We start from the raw sequence: 18,279 nt of genomic DNA on the forward strand, positions 1-18,279 counted from the left end.
ACCAGGCTAGGAGGCAACACATGAAGGTAATTCTCAAAGAAAACGTAGACAACCTCGGCCACATCGGCGACATCGTGAAAGTAGCACCGGGCTACGCCAGGAACTACCTGCTCCCGAAAGGCTTCGCCATCGAGGCTACCGAGAAGAACGCGAAGGCCCTTGAGCACGCCAAGCGTCACCTCGAGTACAAGAAAAACAAAGTTCTCGAAGCTGCCAAGCTGATCGCAGCCAAGATCGAGGGCATTACCCTTTCCATCGCTCACCAGGCTGGTGCTGACGACAAGCTTTTCGGCGCCGTCACCAACATGGAACTGGCCGAGCAGTTGAAAGCCGCCGGCGTGGAAGTCGACCGCAAGCGCATCGTGCTCGACGAGCCGATCAAGCACCTGGGCGAGTTCACCGCTGCCGTGAAGCTCCACCCGGAAGTGGCCGCCACCCTGAAGGTCGTGGTCACCAAGGCCTAAGCCTTGCTGCAAAGCCGGAAGTTTTTGTAATAATGAAGGGCCGCCTCCTCAGGAGCGCGGCCCTTTTCAGTTTGGCCGCTTGTCGCCGCAGGAGGAGCCGTGAACATCGAGAAACACCACAAGCAGGACATCGCCGCTCGTCAACTGGAGACTGCGCTCTTGCTGTATTTTGCCCAGAAGGATCTCTTCAGCGTCATCACGCTGGCCGGCGCCGCCGAGGAGATCCTTGGGGAGTTGCTGCGGCTGCGTGAACCGCTCGAGAGGCAGAACCCGTTCAGATCGGTGCTGGAGCTGCTGCGCCCCGCCAAAGCGCGGGCCCGCGAGGAGGTAGCGGCGGCGCACGAGACCGACCTGTACGTGCACATGGATGTGCGGCATGAGGCGGAGTTCCTGCTGGGACGGGCGATTGACGACTATTTTGCGCTTACCGGCGAGTTGAGCGGCAACATGCGGAAGTTCAACGAGGACGTGAGGAGCAGGAGAGGGTAGGGCAGCGAAGAGGGCGTCACATCTGAGGTGGCAACTTCCCCCACCCCCTAGCCCCCTCCCCCCGTCGCGAACCTAAGCGCTATGGGGCGCAGGCCCGCAAGGGGAGGGGGAACAAGAGGCGTCTGGAAGTCGGTGGCGTTACTTCTTGAACTTGGCGTCCTGGACCAGGACGTTGTAGCGGTAGCCGGCGCCGAAGTCGAGGTTGTTGTAAAGGGTACCGGAAACGGTCACCACATCCCCTTCCTTGGGCAGTTCCTGCGAAGTGATCACCAGATCGTCGGTTTTCTTGGCGCTCGAGCCGGTGCCGTCGGCGAGGTGGATCCAGTTCCTCTTCATGATCTTCTGCGACACCCTCACCACCCGTCCGCGGACCACGACCGGCTTTTTCTCAAGCTTTTTGCTCTTCGCGTAGATCTCGGCGATGGTGTAGGCGTTGGGCCCTTTGGCCTTGGTGACCTTCTTGGTTTTCGAAGCAGGAGCAGGCGCCTTTGCCGCGCTTGCGGCCGGTGCCGCCTTGGATGCCGCGGCCGGCGCTCCGCCCGGCGCACCGGGGACCCCCTGGTGTACCGCTTTTATGGCGGACGGGCTCATCTCGATCTTTTCGGCGTTGGCGAGGCCACCGGAGAAGATGACCTTGTCGAACTTGCGGTTCAGTCCTTTGCTCGTGAAGTTCTTCATCTCGAAGCCCGGCATGAGCGTCAGTTGCTGCCCTACCTTCACCTTGGTGAGCGGGATGGCAACCCATACCTTTTCCTGCCCGTTCTGCAGATTGACGTAGGTGTAGCCGCCGCCGTCCATCGTTTCCAGTACCTTACCCGAAAGGGGAATGGCCTTGGGCTTGTCCGCTGCACCAGCCTTGGTGTCGGCTGCACCCACCTGTTGTGCGGTGAGTGCGGCAAAGACGATGAACAGAGAGAAAAGATTTACGAGACGTTTCATTTTTATTAACTCCTTGTAGGGATCCTTTTGCTCCCGGCAGACTACTTTTTTCCCGCCAGAATGACAAGGTTTTTCTCCCCCACCCTTTGCGCAGGCATGGTTGCGCCCTCGAATTATCCCGTTATATTTGTCTGGTCACATTAAGGCTCGCGGCTGTGCGTAGGTTGGGACTCTCTTCTCAGGGACGGAGGCAGAGCCGGAGCGGCATTGCGTTGGGCGCCTGTCCAATGGGCGGGCGCCAAAGGGGGCATACATGAACAAGAAAGTAGGGGTGCTGCTTGTACATGGTATGGGGACTTTGGCCGATGACTTCGCTCACGACATGGTTTACGAACTGCGTGAGAGGATTTCCGGGCGCGGGCTGAACCGCGATGAGATCGCGTGGCAGGGAGTCTACTGGGCTCCGCTTCTGTCCGCCAGGGAGCACCAGATCTGGGTCGACCTGGCGGCGAACAACGACCTGAACTGGGCAAAACTGCGCAAGTTCTTTCTGAACGCTTTCGGCACGATGAGTTCCTACCACGCCTCCGGCGGCCGCCCCGACAGTATGTATCACAGGATCCACGGCGTGGTGCACCAAGGCCTCCAACAGCTGCGGACCAAACTCGGCGACCAGGACAAGCCGCTCATCATCGTTGCGCATTCTGTGGGGTCGGTGTTCGTGTCCAACTACATTTGGGACCGGCAGAAGGGGTACGACCAGGAGCGCTACGGGAGCACGCCGTTCGAGCGGATGGAGACGCTGACCGGGCTGGTCACGCTGGGGAGCAATATCCCGCTTTTCTGCGTGGACAAGGAAAATCTCGCCTGCATAGAGTTCCCACCTCCGACCCTGTCCGAGCCGCTGAGGAAAAAAGCGAAGTGGCTGAACCTTTACGATTCCGACGACGTGTTGGGGTGGCCCCTGAGGCCGCTCAGTGCCAGCTACTCGGCAGCCGTTTCCGAAGACATCGAGGTGAGCGTCGGCAACATCCTCACTTCCTGGAATCCGGCCAACCACTCCGCTTACTGGAGCGACGAGACGGTTATCAAGCCGATGGTCTATCTGCTGAGTACGATCCTGGAGGCGACGCATGCACCGACGACGGTGACATCGGAGGCGCAGTCGGTTACTATTGGGCCATAGGTTGATGGGAGCTATTCAGTAGAAGCAAATCCCCCCTGTCTCCCCTTCGTGAAAGGGGGGGACGTGGATCGCATGTCAGCACTTCGTGGCGCAGGCAATAGCGGGGCGGGACCTCATAGAAGAACATCATCAAACATAAGAAAAGGCGCTCGTTTGAGCGCCTTTTCCTTTTGCTTTTCTGCTTTTCCCTTCAGTAAACCTTAGACGATCTTCTGCATGCCTTTCATGGCGGCGCGCAGCTCGGCGCCTACTTCCTCGACCAGGTGGCTGCGGATCTCGGCGTTCACGGCGACCAGGAGCTGGTTGTCGACGCTGTTGTCCTTCACGTCGAGACCTTTGCCGATCACGTCGGTGCCGACCTTGCTCATGAAATCACCCAGCAGCGGTACGCATGCGTGGGAGAAGAGGTAGCAGCCATACTCGGCGGTGTCGGAGATGACGCGGTTCATTTCGTACAGTTTCTTCCTGGCGATGGTGTTGGCGATGAGCGGAGTCTCGTGCAGGGACTCGTAGTAAGCGCTCTCCGGCTCGATGCCGGTCTGCACCATGGTCTCGAAAGCGAGTTCGACGCCGGCCTTCACCATGGCGACCATGAGAATCGCCTTGTCGAAGTATTCCTGCTCCGAGATTTCGCCGGCCGCATCGGTCTTTTCGAACGTGGTCTGGCCGGTCTGCTCGCGCCAGGTGAGGAGCTTCACGTCGTCGTTGGCCCAGTCCTCCATCATGGTGCGGGAGAACTCGCCGCTCATGATGTCGTCCATGTGCTTCTGGAACAGCGGACGCATGATGTCTTTGAGTTCGGAAGCCAGCTTGAAGGCAACCAGCTTGGCCGGGTTGGAGAGGCGATCCATCATGTTGGTGATGCCGCCGTGCTTGAGGGCCTCGGTGATGGTCTCCCAGCCGTACTGGATCAGCTTCACCGCGTAGGGGGCGGCGATGCCGTTCTGGGTCATCTTGTCGAAGCAGAGGAGAGCGCCCGCCTGCAGCATGCCGCACAGGATGGTCTGCTCGCCCATGAGGTCGGATTTCACTTCGGCCACGAAGGAGGACTCGAGCACGCCGGCGCGGTCGCCGCCCTGCGCGGAGGCGATCGCCTTGGCGATCTCAAGGCCGTCGCCGTTGGGGTCGTTCTCGCCGTGAACTGCGATCAGGGTCGGAACGCCGAAGCCGCGCTTGTACTCGGCGCGCACCTCGGAGCCCGGGCACTTGGGAGCGATCATGACGACGGTCAGGTCCTTGCGGATCTGGGTCCCTTCTTCGACGATGTTGAAGCCGTGGGCGTAGCTGAACACGGCGCCCTGCTTCATGAACGGGATGACGGTGGCAACGACATTGCTGTGCTGCTTGTCCGGGGCGAGGTTCATGACGATGTCGGCGGTGGGGAGCAGTTCCTCGTAGGAGCCGACCTTGAAGCCGTTGTCCACCGCGTTCTGGTAGGACTGGCGCTTCTGCTCGATCGCTTCCTTGCGCAGGGTGTAGGAGACGTCCAAGCCGCTGTCGCGCATGTTGAGGCCCTGGTTGAGGCCCTGTGCGCCGCAGCCCACGATGACGATCTTCTTGCCTTTGACGTACTCGCAGCCGTTAGCGAACTCGGAAGCGTCCATGAAGCGGCAGGTGCCCAGTTCCTGAAGCTGGCGACGCAGCGGCAGGGTGTTGAAGTAGTTCTGTCCCATCGTTTCCTCCTGAATATGTATGGTGTGGTGTTGTCAGTGTGGTTGGTCGAGTAAAAGTGTGGCGAATGTATACCAAATTTCACATTGCGTAAATTGATTTGTTGTGCATATTGTGTTGCGTGCGGCGCAACGAGTGCATGATCGCATGGCAATGATGGGAGCAGTTGGAATTAGGGGAGTTATGGGGGGGCTTGAATGGATCTGCGTGAGCTGGAGATATTTCTTACGGTGGCCGAACTTAAGCATTTCGGCCGGGCGAGCCAGGCGTGCAACTTGAGCCCTTCGGCACTTACGCGCACCATCCAGCGCCTGGAGGAGGAGTTGGAACAACCTCTTTTCTCCCGCGACAACCGCACCGTGACCCTTTCTCCGGCAGGGGAACGCTTGAAGGCCTACGCGCGCCTTTGCCTGACCGAGTGGCAGGGACTGCGTTCCTCGATGAAAAACGAACAGGCCGTGGCGGGGTCCCTATCTATATATGCTTCCATCACGGCCGTCTACAGCCTCCTTCCGGAACTGCTGGAGTCGTACCGGGTGAAGTACCCGGAGGTGCAGTTGGAACTGAGGACCGGAGCGGCGGAGCAGGCGGTGGCACAGGTGCAAAGCGGGGAGATCGATCTCGCGGTGGCGGCCTTCCCGGACGGACCACGCTCCAACATCCAGTTCCTCCCCATCGTGACCATTCCCCTTATCTTTATAGCGCCCAGGCAGGCGGGGGCGGCCGAGTTTCCACTCAAGGGGGGACTCCTGGATCTGTCCCGCGCGCCGCTGGTACTGCCCCAGACCGGTCTTTCCCGCAGGCGCCTGGATCAGTGGCTCAAGGAGCACCGTATTACGCCCAACATCACCTCAGAGGTTTCCGGCAACGAGGCGATCATCGCCATGGTGCGCCTGGGATGCGGTGTCGGCATCGTGCCGCAACTGGTATTGGAGCGCAGTCCCTTCCGGGACGAGGTGGCTGTTCTTGCCAATGCGCCGGTCCTGAAGCCCTACGAGGTCGGGCTTTGCACGAGTAAGAGAAACTTACAGCGGCCGAGCGTGAAGGCCTTCTGGCAACTGGCAGAGGAAAGATCGGCTGTGGCTTAGGCCCTGAAGCGAAGCGGAGGAATGGGAAGGCAACAGTCTGAAGGTTTGTTTTTCAGTATCCCTTTTATCCGCTTTTATCCCTGTTAGAGTGATTCGCTTTGCGCCTTTGCGGCTTTGCGTGAGGCGGTTTTCGCCTTGCCTTCATTTCTTGCCTGTGCTATATAAGTTTGCTGTTTAAAATTCGCACGTCGCTGCAGCTATGCCGGTGGTGCCCGCAACGCGGGTTCCGGCATCGATGGGTGGCGGAGGGAAAACCAAAAGGAGAAGCAAAAATGTCGAACATCACCATGAAAGAACTGCTGGAAGCCGGCGTCCACTTCGGACACCAGACCAAGAGATGGAACCCGAAAATGAAGCCGTACATCTTCGGCGCTCGCAACGGGATCTACATCATCGACCTGCAGAAGACCGTAAGGCTCTTCAAAAACGCCTACAGCTTCGTCACCGACGCGGCCCAGGCTGGCGAGACCATCCTCTTCGTCGGTACCAAGAAGCAGGCTCAGGATTCCGTGGCTGAAGAGGCACAGCGTTGCGGGCAGTTCTACGTCAACGACCGTTGGCTGGGCGGCATGCTCACCAACTTCGCCACCGTAAAGCAGAGCATCGACCGCCTCAAGCGTCTCGACGCCATGATCGCTGACGGCACCATCGAGGCTTACACCAAGAAAGAGCAGCTCAAGCTCGCCAAAGAGCGCGAGAAGCTCGAGAAGACCCTGGGCGGCATCAAGGGTATGGGCAAGGTTCCGGGCGTGCTGTTCGTGGTTGACCCGAAGAACGAAGAAATCGCCGTCAGCGAAGCCAAGAAGCTCGGCATCCCGGTCGTCGCCATCGTCGACACCAACTGCGATCCGGACGATATCAACTACGTCATCCCGGGCAACGACGACGCTATCCGCGCCATCCGCCTCTTGACCAGCAAGATGGCTGACGCAGTACTCGAGGGTGGCCAGGCTCGCAACGCCCGTCTCCAGACCGGCGCCGAGGAAGAGTTCTCCACCGAGGGCGAGGAAGTCGCTGAAGAGGTTACCGCAGAGGCCTAAGCCTCCCCATCCGCGGCAACCGTACCACCTTTCAACAACACAATGACTAAGAAACCCGCGCCGCCAAGGCGCGGGCGACTGTGGAGGATAACGTGAGCATTACAGCTGCACAGGTAAACGAACTCAGGAAAGCAACCGGCGCCGGCCTCATGGACTGCAAGAAGGCCCTGACCGAAACCAACGGTGATCACGAGAAAGCGATCGACTACCTGCGTACCAAGGGGCTGGCTGCCGCCTCCAAGAAGGCTGGCCGCGCAGCCACCGAAGGCCTGGTCGGCTCCTACATCCACGCCGGCGGCAAGATCGGCGTCCTGGTAGAAGTCAACTGCGAGACCGACTTCGTTGCCAAAAACGAGAACTTCCAGGCTTTCGTGAAGGACATCGCGATGCACATCGCCGCAGCCTCCCCGCTGTACGTCCGTCGCGAGGAAGTGCCCGAAGAGCTCATCGAGCGCGAGAAGGCGATCTACCGCGAGAAGGCCAAGGAGAGCGGCAAGCCGGCGGCCATCATCGAGAAGATCCTCGACGGCCAGATCAACAAGTTCTTCGGCGACATCTGCCTCCTCGAGCAGGCCTACGTGAAGGACCCGGACAAGACCATCCAGACGGTCCTCAACGAGACCATCGCTTCCATCGGCGAGAACATGAGCATCCGCCGCTTCGCCAAGTTCGTTCTGGGCGAAGGGCTCGCCAAGAAAGAGAACGATTTCGCGGCAGAGGTCGCCGCGGCGGCCGGCGTGTAACACGTTCCAAACGGAGCCGGCCATGAAAATGGGCGGCTCTTTTTTTATCTGCAGCAAGGCAAAAGGCGCTGCGCGGGAGGTTCTCGCCCCGGCGGGCGCACCGCATGCGGTACGCCCGCTGCGGAACCTGTTCTGCGTAAAGGCTTTTTGCCGTCAAGAAAAGGCAAGGTGACTACGATGGCAGAACCGTATTACAAAAGAGTACTTCTCAAGCTTTCCGGCGAGGCCCTCGGTGGCGAGCAGGGCTACGGCATCGATCCCAACACCATCACCGCGATCGCCCGCGAGGTGAAGCAGGTGGTGGAGCTCGGCGTCGAGCTGTGCCTCGTGATCGGCGGCGGCAACATCTTCCGTGGCGTGGCCGCCTCCTCCAAGGGGATGGATCGCGCCAGCGCCGACTACATGGGGATGCTCGCGACCATGATCAATTCCCTCGCCATGCAGGACGCTCTGGAGAAGGTCGGCGTCGACACCCGCGTCCAATCCGCCATCGGCATGGCCGAGGTCGCGGAACCCTACATCCGCCGGCGCGCCATCAGGCACCTCGAGAAGGGAAGGGTGGTCATCTTCGGCGCTGGCACCGGCAACCCCTACTTCACCACCGATACCGCGGCGAGCCTGCGGGCCATGGAGATCGGCGCCGACGTGATCCTCAAGGGGACGAAGGTGGACGGCGTCTACTCGGCGGACCCCAACAAGGACAAGAGCGCCACCAAGTACGGGACGCTCAGCTACCTGGAGGTCCTAAGGAAAGGGCTTCAGGTGATGGACGCCACCGCGATCTCGCTGTGCATGGACAACAGCCTTCCGATCATCGTGTTCGACGTGACGACCGACGGCAATGTCGTACGGGTTGTCAACGGCGAGCCGATCGGCACCCTCGTCAAAGAAGGAGAATAGTATGATCAAGGATGTCATTGCCGATATGAACGTCCACATGGACAAGTCCATAGATTCCCTCAGGAAGGACTACCAGAAGGTCCGTACCGGCCGCGCCAGCACCGCCCTTCTGGACGAGATCAAGGTCGATTCCTACGGGACACCGTCGCCGCTGAACCAGGTGGCCTCCCTCGCCGTTCCCGAGGCGCGCACCATCACCATCTCTCCCTGGGACAACAAGATGATCGCTCCCATCGAGAAGGCGATCATGAACTCCAACCTGGGGCTCACCCCGGCCAACGACGGCAAGGTGATCCGTCTCATCCTTCCGCCGCTCACCGAGGAGCGCCGCAAGGACATCGTCAAGCAGTTGAAGCGTGATGCCGAGGAGGCCAAGGTGGCCCTCAGGAACATCCGCCGCGACGCCATCGACAAGCTGAAGAAGCTCGAGAAGGACAAGCAGATCTCCGAGGACGAGCTCAAGCGCGCCGAGAAGGACGTCCAGGACGCCACCAACAAGTACGTCGCCAAGTGCGACGAGGTGCTGGCCCACAAGGAAAAAGAGGTAATGGAGGTCTGACGGACCGACAGGTCGGGGGGGAGCTGCGCTCCCCCCTGGTCGTCTCCGTCCGCCCGCTTCCTCAAGTAAAACCCCCGATCCAAAGGGGATTTTTTGTTTTCAGGATGCTCATGGACAACAGCTTAGACCCGAAGAAACTCCCGAAGCACCTCGCCGTCATCATGGACGGCAACGGCCGCTGGGCCAAGCAACGCATGCTGCGCAGGATCGTTGGGCATCAAAAAGGTGTAGAGACGGTTCGGGTCATCGTCGAGGAGTGTTCACGACTGGGGATCGGCTACCTGACCCTGTTCGCCTTCTCCGCCGAAAACTGGTTGCGCCCCAAGACCGAGGTCAAGGCGCTCATGGCGCTTTTGAAACAGTACATCCGGAGCGAAACCGCGCGGATGATGCAAAACGACATCCGCTTCAACGTGATCGGCAACCGCACCGACCTCCCCGAGGACGTCAACCGCGAGATCGAGGCCGCCATCGAGAAGACTTCCGGCAACCGCGGGATGCTGCTCACCCTGGCGCTCTCCTACGGCAGCCGGCAGGAGATGGTCGCCGCCGCCAGGAGGCTCGCCGTCGAGGTGGCCGCGGGGAGACTGACCCCGGAACAGATCGACGAGAATGCCTTCACCGGAACCCTCTTCACCGCGGGCATTCCGGACCCGGACCTGCTGATCAGGACCAGCGGCGAGATGCGCATCAGCAACTTCCTGCTCTGGCAGCTTGCCTACGCGGAACTCTACTTCACCGAGGTCAACTGGCCCGATTTCGACAAGCACGAGCTGGCGCGGGCCTTCCGCGACTACCAGTCCAGAGAGCGCAGGTTCGGCATGACCAGCGAACAGCTGGTAGAGACGCCGTCCTAGTCCATTTCCGGGGCTCGCCCCGAAGGAGTCCGCCATCAAACGTCTAGCCACCGCAGCGGTCCTGCTGCCCCTCGTGATTGTTTTCATCCTGAAGGCGTCGGTATTCCAGTTCTCGCTGCTGGTGTTCCTGCTCGCCCTTTTGGGGCTGGACGAGTTCTACCGCATGGCGCTGCCGCAGCGACGGGGCGAGGGGAGGGCTGCCACCGTGGCCGGCGCCTGCGCCGTGTTCGCCGTGTTCTCCGCGAACCCGGTACTCCCCCTTTTTGCACTGACCGGGTTGGTGCTGGCCTTCACCCTGGTCGCCCTGTTCAGGCTCCAGGATATAAAACAGGCCGCGCCCGACGTCGCTTTGGTGCTGATGGGCTTTCTCTACGTGCCGCTGCTGATGGCCCACCTGGTGCTGGTCCGGTCGCTCCCCCACGGGGTTTCCTGGCTGTTCCTTATCATGGTGATCGTCATGGCCGGCGATAGTGCCGCCTACTACGTCGGCTCCACGCTCGGCAAACACCGCCTCTACCCCGCGGTGAGTCCCAAGAAGAGCGTCGAGGGGGCGCTGGGCGGGCTTTCCGGCAGCGTCATCGGCGCGGTCATCGCGCAGTTCACCTTCTTCCCGGAACTCTCCATCGGCGACTGCTTCGCAGCCGCGCTCCTTCTCGGCGTGCTTGGGCAACTGGGGGATCTGTTCGAATCTCTCATCAAGCGCAGTTGCGGCGTGAAGGACTCCGGGTCCATCATTCCCGGCCACGGAGGCATCCTGGACCGGCTCGATTCGATTTTGTTCGCGGCACCGGCAGCTTACTACTACGCCTTGTTCCTGTTTCAGGGACGGGCGTAGCGTCTTGCGCTCGTCGTCGGCACGGTTATGGCGGCCGGCACGACAAAAATATCCGCTAGTTAGCCTGCCGTGCCACTTGACTTGAGACATCTGCGAGGGACAATGAAAAATCTTACCATTTTGGGCTCGACTGGATCGATCGGGGTAAGCACCCTCGAAGTTGTTGCCGCGCACCCGGACAAGTTCCGCGTGGTGGCGCTCACCGCGGGGTCGAACCTTGAACTTCTGAAGCAGCAGATCGAGACCTTCCAGCCCGACCTCGTCTCGGTGCTTACGGCCGACAAGGCCAAGGCGCTGAGCCGCTCCCTGAGCGGTAAAAAACCCCAGATCATGCACGGCGTGGAAGGGCTTATCGCAGCCGCCACAGCGGCCGATACCACCATGGTGGTCGCGGCCATCGTGGGCGCCGCAGGGCTCGTGCCGACCGCGGCGGCCATCATGGCCGGCAAGGACGTGGCGCTTGCCAACAAGGAGACCCTGGTCACCGCCGGGCACCTGATCATGAAGATGGTGCGGGAGAAGGACGTCCGCCTCTACCCGGTCGACAGCGAGCACTGCGCCGTGTTCCAGTCCATGGCGGGGCACCGCTCCCAGGACATCCACCGGGTGATCCTGACCGCCTCGGGCGGTCCCTTCCTCAACTGGGGGAAAGAGAAGCTCGCCGGCGCCACGGTGGCGGATGCGCTGAACCACCCGAACTGGAGCATGGGGAAGAAGATCACGGTCGACTCCGCCAGCATGATGAACAAGGGGCTCGAGGTGATCGAGGCCCGCTGGCTGTTCGATATACCGGTGGAGCGGATCGCGGTGAACATCCACCCGCAGAGCATCGTCCACTCCATGGTCGAGTACATCGACGGCAGCGTCATGGCGCAGCTCGGGGTGCCGGACATGAAGGGGCCGATCGCCTACGCGCTCACCTATCCCGGGCGCGTCGCCTCCGGGGTGAAACCGCTCGACCTCACCGAGCTCTCGGGGCTTACCTTCCTAAAGCCCGACACCGACCGTTTCCCGGCGCTCAAGCTCGCCTATGACGCGGTCCGGGCCGGGGAAAGCATGCCCGCGGTGATGAACGCCGCCAACGAGATCGCCGTGGAGAATTTCCTCTCCGGCAGGATCGGCTTCATGGCCATCTCCGAGACCATCGCCAGGGTAATGGACCTCCATACCCCCCGGTCACTGCACTCCATCGAAGAGGTGCTGGAGGCAGACCGCTGGGGAAGAAGGACCGCAAAAGAAGTCCTCGGCTGCACCAACTAACCTTTTACCGCCTCGTCCGCCGCCTTTACGCCGCAGTGGCGAGGCGCCGGCGTGCCCGCGGGCACACGACAGAGGGGACCACATGAGCATTTTCTGGGCCATCATAGCCCTCGGGGCGCTGATCTTCATACATGAACTGGGTCACTTCCTGTTCGCCAAGGCCTTCAAGGTCGGCGTCGAGAAATTCTCCCTGGGGTTCGGCCCCAAGCTGATCAGCAAGCAGGTCGGCGAGACCGAGTACCTCCTCTCCGCTCTTCCCTTGGGCGGCTACGTGAAGATGGTGGGGGAGGGGGAGGACGTCGAGATCTCCGAGGAGGACCGCAAACGCTCCTTCGCCGACAAACCGGTGCTGCAGCGCATCTGCATCGTCGCGGCCGGCCCGGTCTTCAACCTCCTGTTCGCCTACGTCATCTTCGTCATCATCTACATGTTCCTGGGCGTCCCCGCCGTCACCACCAAGGTGGGCGAGGTGCTCCCGGACAAGCCGGCGGCGCGTGCCGGCATAAAGTCAGGCGACGCCATCAGGAGCGTGAACGGCAGGGCGGTGACCCGCTGGGACGAGTTTTCCAAGATCATCCTGGACGGCAAGGGCGTGCCGGTGCAGATCGAGGTGCAACGCGGCGGCTCGCTCCTGAAGTTCACCATGGTGCCGGAAACGACCACCAGCAAGAATCTCCTGGGCGAAAAGGTGACCCGCCCGGTGATCGGCGTGGTCGCCGCCAACGAGACCGTGACCGACCACTTCCCCCCCGGCGAGGCGATCGTCAAGGGGAGCGCCCAGTGCTGGAACGTGATCGAGTTGACCGTGCTTTCTTTAGTGCGCCTGGTGGAGCGGGCCATCCCGCTGGACAACATCGGCGGCCCGATCATGATCGTCAAGATGGCCGGCGAGCAGGCCGCCGCGGGAGGCGTGAGCTTCCTCGCCTTCGTGGCGCTTTTGTCGGTGAACCTGGGTGTCTTGAACCTGCTGCCGGTGCCGATCCTCGACGGCGGGCACCTGGCCTTCTTCTTCATCGAACTGGTGACCGGCAAGCCGCTTTCCAAGAGGACCCGCGAGATCGCGCAGCAGGTGGGGCTGGTGCTGCTGATCAGCCTGATGATGCTTGCCTTCTACAACGACATCGCGCGCATGATCGCGACCAAGGCGTAATCCCGTGAAGATACTCACCGTCGATACCTCCAGCAACTGCTCCTCGGTCTCCTTAAGCGACGACGCCACGCTTCTGGGCGAGTGTCTTTTGGGCGAAGACCGCAGCAACTCCGGCCGTCTCATGGGTGCCATCTCCGGGCTTTTGCAGGCGGCCCGGCTCACCCCCGACGGCCTCGACTGCTTCGCCGTCTCCCTGGGGCCCGGTTCCTTCACCGGTGTGCGGGTCGGCATCGCCACCGTCAAGGGGCTCGCTCTCGCAACCGGCAAACCGGTGGTCGGCTTCTCCTCGCTGGCCATGCTGGCCATGAACCTTCCCTACTGCTCGGAACAGGTCGCCCCACTGTTCGACGCACGCAAAGGAGAGGTGTACGGCGCACTGTACCGCTGCGGAGCCCTTCCCGATGCCGTAGTGCCGGACACGGTGCTTTCCCCTCGGGACTTTGTCGCCCTGGTGAAGCAGCCCACCATCTTCGTCGGCGATGGCGCCCTCCGCTACCGCGACCTGATCCAGGACTCCCTGGGTGACCTCGCCATCTTCCCCCCCTGGCATGCCAACCTGCCCCGTGCCTGCGCTGGTGCCGTCATCGCACGCGAGGCCGCCCACGGGGGGAAGTTCACCCCGCTCGCCCAGTTGAACCCCACCTACCTGCGCGCCTCGGAGGCCGAGATCGCCAAGAGAAAGCGCGAGTCTGTTTAACACCGTTTTAGCCGGTTGACAGCTTGGTTTTAATGTATTATCGTGTCCCTTCCTACCGTTTCTGGTAACTGCTCTCAACTACTAAGCTTTTGGTAAGACCAACAGCCGGTTTGGCGATCCTGAACAAGGTTCCCGCCGGCGCAGGGAGAACTGCATGCGTAGCGACATGATCACCCAAGGGCTGGAGCGCACCCCGCACCGCGCCCTTTTGAAAGGAACCGGCCTGCCGCAAAGCGAGATGGGGAAACCCTTCATCGGCATAGCCACCAGCTTCACCGATCTCATCCCCGGTCACGTCGGGATGCGCGATCTCGAGCGTTTCATCGAGAAGGGGGTTCACACCGGCGGTGGCTACTCCTTCTTCTTCGGCATCCCCGGCGTCTGCGACGGCATCTCCATGGGGCACAAGGGGATGCACTACTCCCTCCCCACCCGCGAGCTGATCGCGGACATGGTCGAGTCCGTGGCCGAGGCACACCGCCTGGACGGCCTGGTGCTTTTGACCAACTGCGACAAGATCACCCCGGGCATGCTCATGGCGGCGGCCCGTCTGGACATCCCCTGCATCGTGGTCACCGCAGGTCCCATGATGAGCGGCCGCGGCGACGCGGGCAGGAAGTACTCCTTCGTCACCGACACCTTCGAGGCGATGGCGCGCTACAAGGCGGGCGTCATCGACGACGCGGAGTTGGCCCGCTGCGAGGAAAACGCCTGCCCGGGCATGGGCTCCTGTCAGGGGCTCTTCACCGCCAACACCATGGCCATCCTCACCGAGACCATGGGGATGAGTCTGCCGCGCTGCGGCACGGCACTCGCCGTTTCCGCGCTGAAGCGCCGCATCGCCTTCGCCTCCGGCGAGCGCATCGTTGACCTCGTGCGCGAGAACGTCACCCCGCGCTCCATCCTGACCCGCGAGGCGTTCGAGAACGCCATCAGGGTCGACCTGGCGCTGGGCGGCTCCTCCAACACCGTGCTGCATCTCCTCGCCATCGCCAACGAGGCCGGCGTGGAGCTGCCGCTCAATACCTTCGACATCCTCTCCAAGTCGACCCCGCAGATCGCCTCGATGAACCCGGCCGGCGAGCACTTCATGGAGGACCTCGACGCCGCAGGCGGCGTGGCCGGCGTCATGAAGCAGCTGGGCGACAAGATCCACGACTGCCCGACCCTCATGGGACTCTCCACCAAGGAGATCGTGGCGAGCCTGAAAGGGGTGGACGACACCGTGATCCGCCCGGTGGACGCGCCGGTCAAGAAGGAGGGGGGCATCGCCGTCCTCTTCGGCAACATCGCTCCCCAGGGCGCCGTGGTCAAGCAGTCCGGCGTGGGCGAGAAGATGATGCAGTTCACCGGCACCGCGCGCTGCTTCGATTCCGAAGACATCGCCATGGCGGCCATCATGGAAGGGCGCATCAAGAGCGGCGACGTGGTGGTGATCCGCTACGAAGGTCCCAAGGGCGGCCCGGGCATGAGGGAGATGCTGGCCCCCACCGCCGCGATCATGGGCCTTGGCCTTGGCGACTCGGTCGCCCTCATCACCGACGGCCGCTTCTCCGGCGGCACCCGCGGCCCCTGCATCGGCCACATCTCTCCGGAGGCGGCGGTGGGCGGTCCCATCGCCCTCGTCGAAGACGGCGACCGGATCGAACTCGATATTCCGTCCCGTTCCCTGAAGCTCCTCGTGAGCGACGAGGAGCTGGCCGAGCGGCGTTCCCGCTGGGTCGCGCCCGAGCCGAAGATCAAGAAGGGTTGGCTCGCCCGCTATGCTAAGGTGGTCACTTCCGCCCACACCGGCGCCATTACCACCGCTGAATAAAACCCCGACCCCCTTTACCGAGGGGCAGAGGGAGGCCCTCCTTTCACCGGGGAGGGTCGGCCTCAGGGGAAGTCTTCATTACTAGTGATTCCGCGCTTACCAAGCGGGGGATCGATCAATAGCGGCAGCCTTTCTGCCGCGGCATGGGGGTACTACATGAAGCTGAACGGAGCACGCATCCTGCTGGAGTGTCTCAAACGGGAGGGGGTCGATACGATCTTCGGTTATCCCGGGGGGACCGTCATCAACCTCTACGACGAGCTCTTCTCGTTCAAGGAGATCAGGCACATCCTGCCCAGGCACGAGCAGGCCGGCGTCCACGCCGCCGACGGCTACGCCCGCGCGACGGGCAAGGTCGGTGTCGCCATCGCCACCTCGGGGCCCGGCGCCACCAACACCATCACCGGCATCGCCACCGCCTACATGGACTCCATCCCGATGGTGATCATCACGGGGCAGGTCCCCACGGCGCTCATCGGCAACGACGCCTTCCAGGAAGCCGACATCATCGGCATCACCCGTCCCTGCACCAAGCACAACTTCCTGGTGAAGGACGTCAAAGACCTCGCCACCATCATGAAGAAGGCGTTCTACATCGCCCGCACCGGCCGTCCCGGCCCGGTCGTGGTCGACCTCCCCAAGGACGTCCAGATCGCCCAGACCGAGTTCCACTACCCCGAAAGCGTCGAGATCCGCGGCTACAAGCCGACCGTCGAGGGGCACCCGAAGCAGATCGAGAAGGCGGTCGGCATGATCATGCAGGCGAAAAAGCCGGTGATCTACGTGGGGGGCGGCGTCATCCTCGCAAACGCGGCGGCGGAACTGGTCGCACTCGCGAAGCGCCTCGGGATCCCGGTCACCACTACCCTCATGGGGCTTGGGGCCTACCCGGAAAACGATCCGCATTCGCTGGGGCTTTTGGGCATGCACGGCACCTATTACGCCAACATGGCCGTGTCGCACTGCGACATGCTGATCGCCATCGGCGCGCGCTTCGATGACCGCGTCACCGGCAAGATCGCCTCGTTCGCGCCGCACGCGAAGATCGTTCACGTCGACGTAGACCCCACCTCGATCAAGAAGAACGTCCGCGTCGACCTCCCCATCGTGGGCGATGTCCGCGACGTCCTCGTGAAGATGCTGAAGGTCGCCGACGAGATCGGCCCCGATGCAAAGGCCTGCCAGGCGGCACTCGCCCCCTGGATCGCCGAGATCGACGAGTGGAAGGCGAAGCACCCGATGACCTACAAGCAGTCCACCTCGGTGATCAAGCCGCAGTACGTGATCCAGAGGCTGCGTGCCCTGTCCGACCCGGACGCCATCGTGGCCACCGACGTCGGTCAGCACCAGATGTGGACCGCCCAGTTCTTCGGCTTCACCGCGCCGAGGACGCTCCTTTCCTCCGGCGGCCTTGGCACCATGGGCTTTGGCCTTCCGGCGGCCATGGGTGCGCAGGCGGGCTTCCCGGAGCGCCAGGTCATGGTGGTCTGCGGCGACGGCGGCTTCCAGATGAACATGCAGGAACTCGCCACCATCGTGCAGAACCGTCTCAACGTAAAGATCGTCATTCTCAACAACAACTTCCTGGGCATGGTACGCCAGTGGCAGGAGCTCTTCTTCGACAAGCGCTACTCCTCGACCTGCATGGAACTTCCCATCGACTTCATCAAGCTCGCCGAGGCCTTCGGCGCCACCGGCCTGCAGGCCACCAAGGTGGAAGAGGTCGACGAGGTCATCAAGAAAGGGTTCGCCACCAACGGCCCCGTACTGATGGAGTTCAAGGTCGCGCGCGAGGAGAAGGTGCTGCCGATGGTCCCGGCCGGCGCCTCGCTGACCGAGATGGTGTTGGCGTCGTAGAAGCAATTGACAATGGACAATTGACAATTGACGATGCGCCTTTCGCCAATTGCTCCACACAGTCATCGCTCTACGAATCAACTTACTGCCACTGCAACTGACACTGTTCAACAAGCGCGTTGTCAATTGTTCATTGTCAATTGTCAATTGCCTTTGGAGGGTTTTATGAGACATACGATAGCAGTTCTGGTCGAGAACGAGTTCGGCGTTCTCTCCCGCGTGGTCGGACTTTTTTCCGGACGCGGCTTTAACATAGATTCGCTCACCGTGGCCCCCACCAACGACGAGGCCCTCTCCCGCATCACCCTGGTGACCCGCGGCGACGAGCAGATCATCGAGCAGATCACCAAGCAGCTCAACAAGCTGATCGACGTGATCAAGGTGATCGACTTCGAACCGGAGCACGCCATCGAGCGCGAGATGGTGCTGGTCAAGGTTTCCGCGGAGGAGCAAAGCCGCGCCGAGGTGCTGAGGATCGCCGACATCTTCCGCGCCAAGGTCATCGACGTGACCCCGAAGTCCTACACCCTGGAGGCGACCGGCGCCCCGGCCAAGGTAAGCGCCATGGTGGAGCTGCTGCGGCCGCTGGGACTTAAGGAGCTGGTCAGCACCGGGCCCGTTGTCATCGGCCGCGGCGCCAAGGCCTGGAAGGGGTAGCAGCTTCTTTTCATTGCATGAAAGGCCGTTTTCGGGCTATACTCCCGCTTTGGTGCGCAGGGGCCCGGAAACGGCCTTTTTCTGTCCAGGTTCCGCGGGCGGCCTCACTGGCTCCCGCAGTTCCCGCACGA

At 61.9% G+C, this 18,279-nt stretch carries 18 protein-coding genes; 16 read left to right on the forward strand and 2 right to left on the reverse strand.

Annotation, left to right across the window (positions count from 1 at the left end; all coding sequences use genetic code 11):
* Window positions 1-20 precede the first annotated feature (20 nt).
* The gene (gene rplI / locus KP004_RS06980) at window positions 21-464 is read left to right on the forward strand and encodes a 50S ribosomal protein L9 (RefSeq protein WP_216801623.1); all 444 of its coding nucleotides are present in this window, start codon (window positions 21-23) and stop codon (window positions 462-464) included.
* Between the two features lie 99 nt (window positions 465-563).
* Window positions 564-953, forward strand: a complete 390-nt coding sequence (locus KP004_RS06985) for a hypothetical protein (protein WP_216801624.1) — start codon at window positions 564-566, stop codon at window positions 951-953.
* A 138-nt stretch (window positions 954-1,091) separates the two neighbouring features.
* Here KP004_RS06985 and KP004_RS06990 read toward each other — a convergent pair whose 3' ends face one another.
* Window positions 1,092-1,892 (reverse strand): DNA-binding protein, encoded by an 801-nt coding sequence (locus KP004_RS06990; protein WP_216801625.1) that lies wholly within the window; start codon window positions 1,890-1,892, stop codon window positions 1,092-1,094.
* 253 nt (window positions 1,893-2,145) lie between these two features.
* Between KP004_RS06990 and KP004_RS06995 the strand changes: the two genes are divergently transcribed.
* Window positions 2,146-3,018 (forward strand): hypothetical protein, encoded by an 873-nt coding sequence (locus KP004_RS06995; RefSeq protein WP_216801626.1) that lies wholly within the window; start codon window positions 2,146-2,148, stop codon window positions 3,016-3,018.
* A 200-nt stretch (window positions 3,019-3,218) separates the two neighbouring features.
* On the opposite strand, the gene ilvC is transcribed toward KP004_RS06995, so the two are convergent.
* Window positions 3,219-4,691 (reverse strand): ketol-acid reductoisomerase, encoded by a 1,473-nt coding sequence (gene ilvC, locus KP004_RS07000; protein ID WP_216801627.1) that lies wholly within the window; start codon window positions 4,689-4,691, stop codon window positions 3,219-3,221.
* A 195-nt stretch (window positions 4,692-4,886) separates the two neighbouring features.
* On the opposite strand from ilvC, the gene ilvY reads away from it, so the two are divergent.
* From ilvY to ilvN, 13 genes are all read left to right on the forward strand, one after another.
* A complete protein-coding gene (ilvY, locus tag KP004_RS07005; protein ID WP_216801628.1) occupies window positions 4,887-5,777 on the forward strand; it encodes an HTH-type transcriptional activator IlvY in 891 nt (296 codons plus the stop codon).
* Window positions 5,778-6,049: 272 nt separating this feature from the next.
* Window positions 6,050-6,817 (forward strand): 30S ribosomal protein S2, encoded by a 768-nt coding sequence (gene rpsB / locus KP004_RS07010; RefSeq protein ID WP_216801629.1) that lies wholly within the window; start codon window positions 6,050-6,052, stop codon window positions 6,815-6,817.
* Between the two features lie 92 nt (window positions 6,818-6,909).
* Window positions 6,910-7,560 carry a translation elongation factor Ts gene (gene tsf, locus KP004_RS07015; protein ID WP_199389746.1) on the forward strand — a complete coding sequence of 217 codons (651 nt, stop codon included), beginning with the start codon at window positions 6,910-6,912 and terminating at the stop codon, window positions 7,558-7,560.
* A 177-nt stretch (window positions 7,561-7,737) separates the two neighbouring features.
* On the forward strand, window positions 7,738-8,460 hold the full coding sequence (gene pyrH, locus KP004_RS07020; RefSeq protein ID WP_216801630.1) for a UMP kinase: 723 nt from the start codon (window positions 7,738-7,740) through the stop codon (window positions 8,458-8,460).
* Window position 8,461: 1 nt separating this feature from the next.
* Window positions 8,462-9,019 (forward strand): ribosome recycling factor, encoded by a 558-nt coding sequence (frr, locus tag KP004_RS07025; protein WP_216801631.1) that lies wholly within the window; start codon window positions 8,462-8,464, stop codon window positions 9,017-9,019.
* 110 nt (window positions 9,020-9,129) lie between these two features.
* Window positions 9,130-9,876, forward strand: coding sequence for an undecaprenyl pyrophosphate synthase (gene uppS / locus KP004_RS07030; protein WP_216801632.1), 747 nt, complete (start codon window positions 9,130-9,132; stop codon window positions 9,874-9,876).
* Between the two features lie 73 nt (window positions 9,877-9,949).
* Window positions 9,950-10,711, forward strand: coding sequence for a phosphatidate cytidylyltransferase (locus KP004_RS07035; RefSeq protein WP_239026973.1), 762 nt, complete (start codon window positions 9,950-9,952; stop codon window positions 10,709-10,711).
* A 102-nt stretch (window positions 10,712-10,813) separates the two neighbouring features.
* Entirely contained in the window at window positions 10,814-11,971 is a 1,158-nt protein-coding gene (locus KP004_RS07040; RefSeq protein WP_216801633.1) for a 1-deoxy-D-xylulose-5-phosphate reductoisomerase, read from the forward strand.
* Between the two features lie 82 nt (window positions 11,972-12,053).
* Complete coding sequence (gene rseP, locus KP004_RS07045) at window positions 12,054-13,121, forward strand: RIP metalloprotease RseP (protein WP_216801634.1); 1,068 nt, start codon at window positions 12,054-12,056, stop codon at window positions 13,119-13,121.
* Between the two features lie 4 nt (window positions 13,122-13,125).
* Window positions 13,126-13,818, forward strand: a complete 693-nt coding sequence (tsaB, locus tag KP004_RS07050) for a tRNA (adenosine(37)-N6)-threonylcarbamoyltransferase complex dimerization subunit type 1 TsaB (protein WP_216801635.1) — start codon at window positions 13,126-13,128, stop codon at window positions 13,816-13,818.
* A 154-nt stretch (window positions 13,819-13,972) separates the two neighbouring features.
* On the forward strand, window positions 13,973-15,634 hold the full coding sequence (ilvD, locus tag KP004_RS07055; RefSeq protein ID WP_216801636.1) for a dihydroxy-acid dehydratase: 1,662 nt from the start codon (window positions 13,973-13,975) through the stop codon (window positions 15,632-15,634).
* Between the two features lie 156 nt (window positions 15,635-15,790).
* Window positions 15,791-17,491, forward strand: a complete 1,701-nt coding sequence (ilvB, locus tag KP004_RS07060) for a biosynthetic-type acetolactate synthase large subunit (RefSeq protein WP_216801637.1) — start codon at window positions 15,791-15,793, stop codon at window positions 17,489-17,491.
* Window positions 17,492-17,656: 165 nt separating this feature from the next.
* Window positions 17,657-18,148, forward strand: coding sequence for an acetolactate synthase small subunit (gene ilvN, locus KP004_RS07065; protein WP_199389755.1), 492 nt, complete (start codon window positions 17,657-17,659; stop codon window positions 18,146-18,148).
* The last annotated feature ends 131 nt before the right edge of the window (window positions 18,149-18,279 follow it).

The sequence above is a fragment of the Geomonas oryzisoli genome (assembly GCF_018986915.1).
GTDB lineage: Bacteria > Desulfobacterota > Desulfuromonadia > Geobacterales > Geobacteraceae > Geomonas > Geomonas oryzisoli.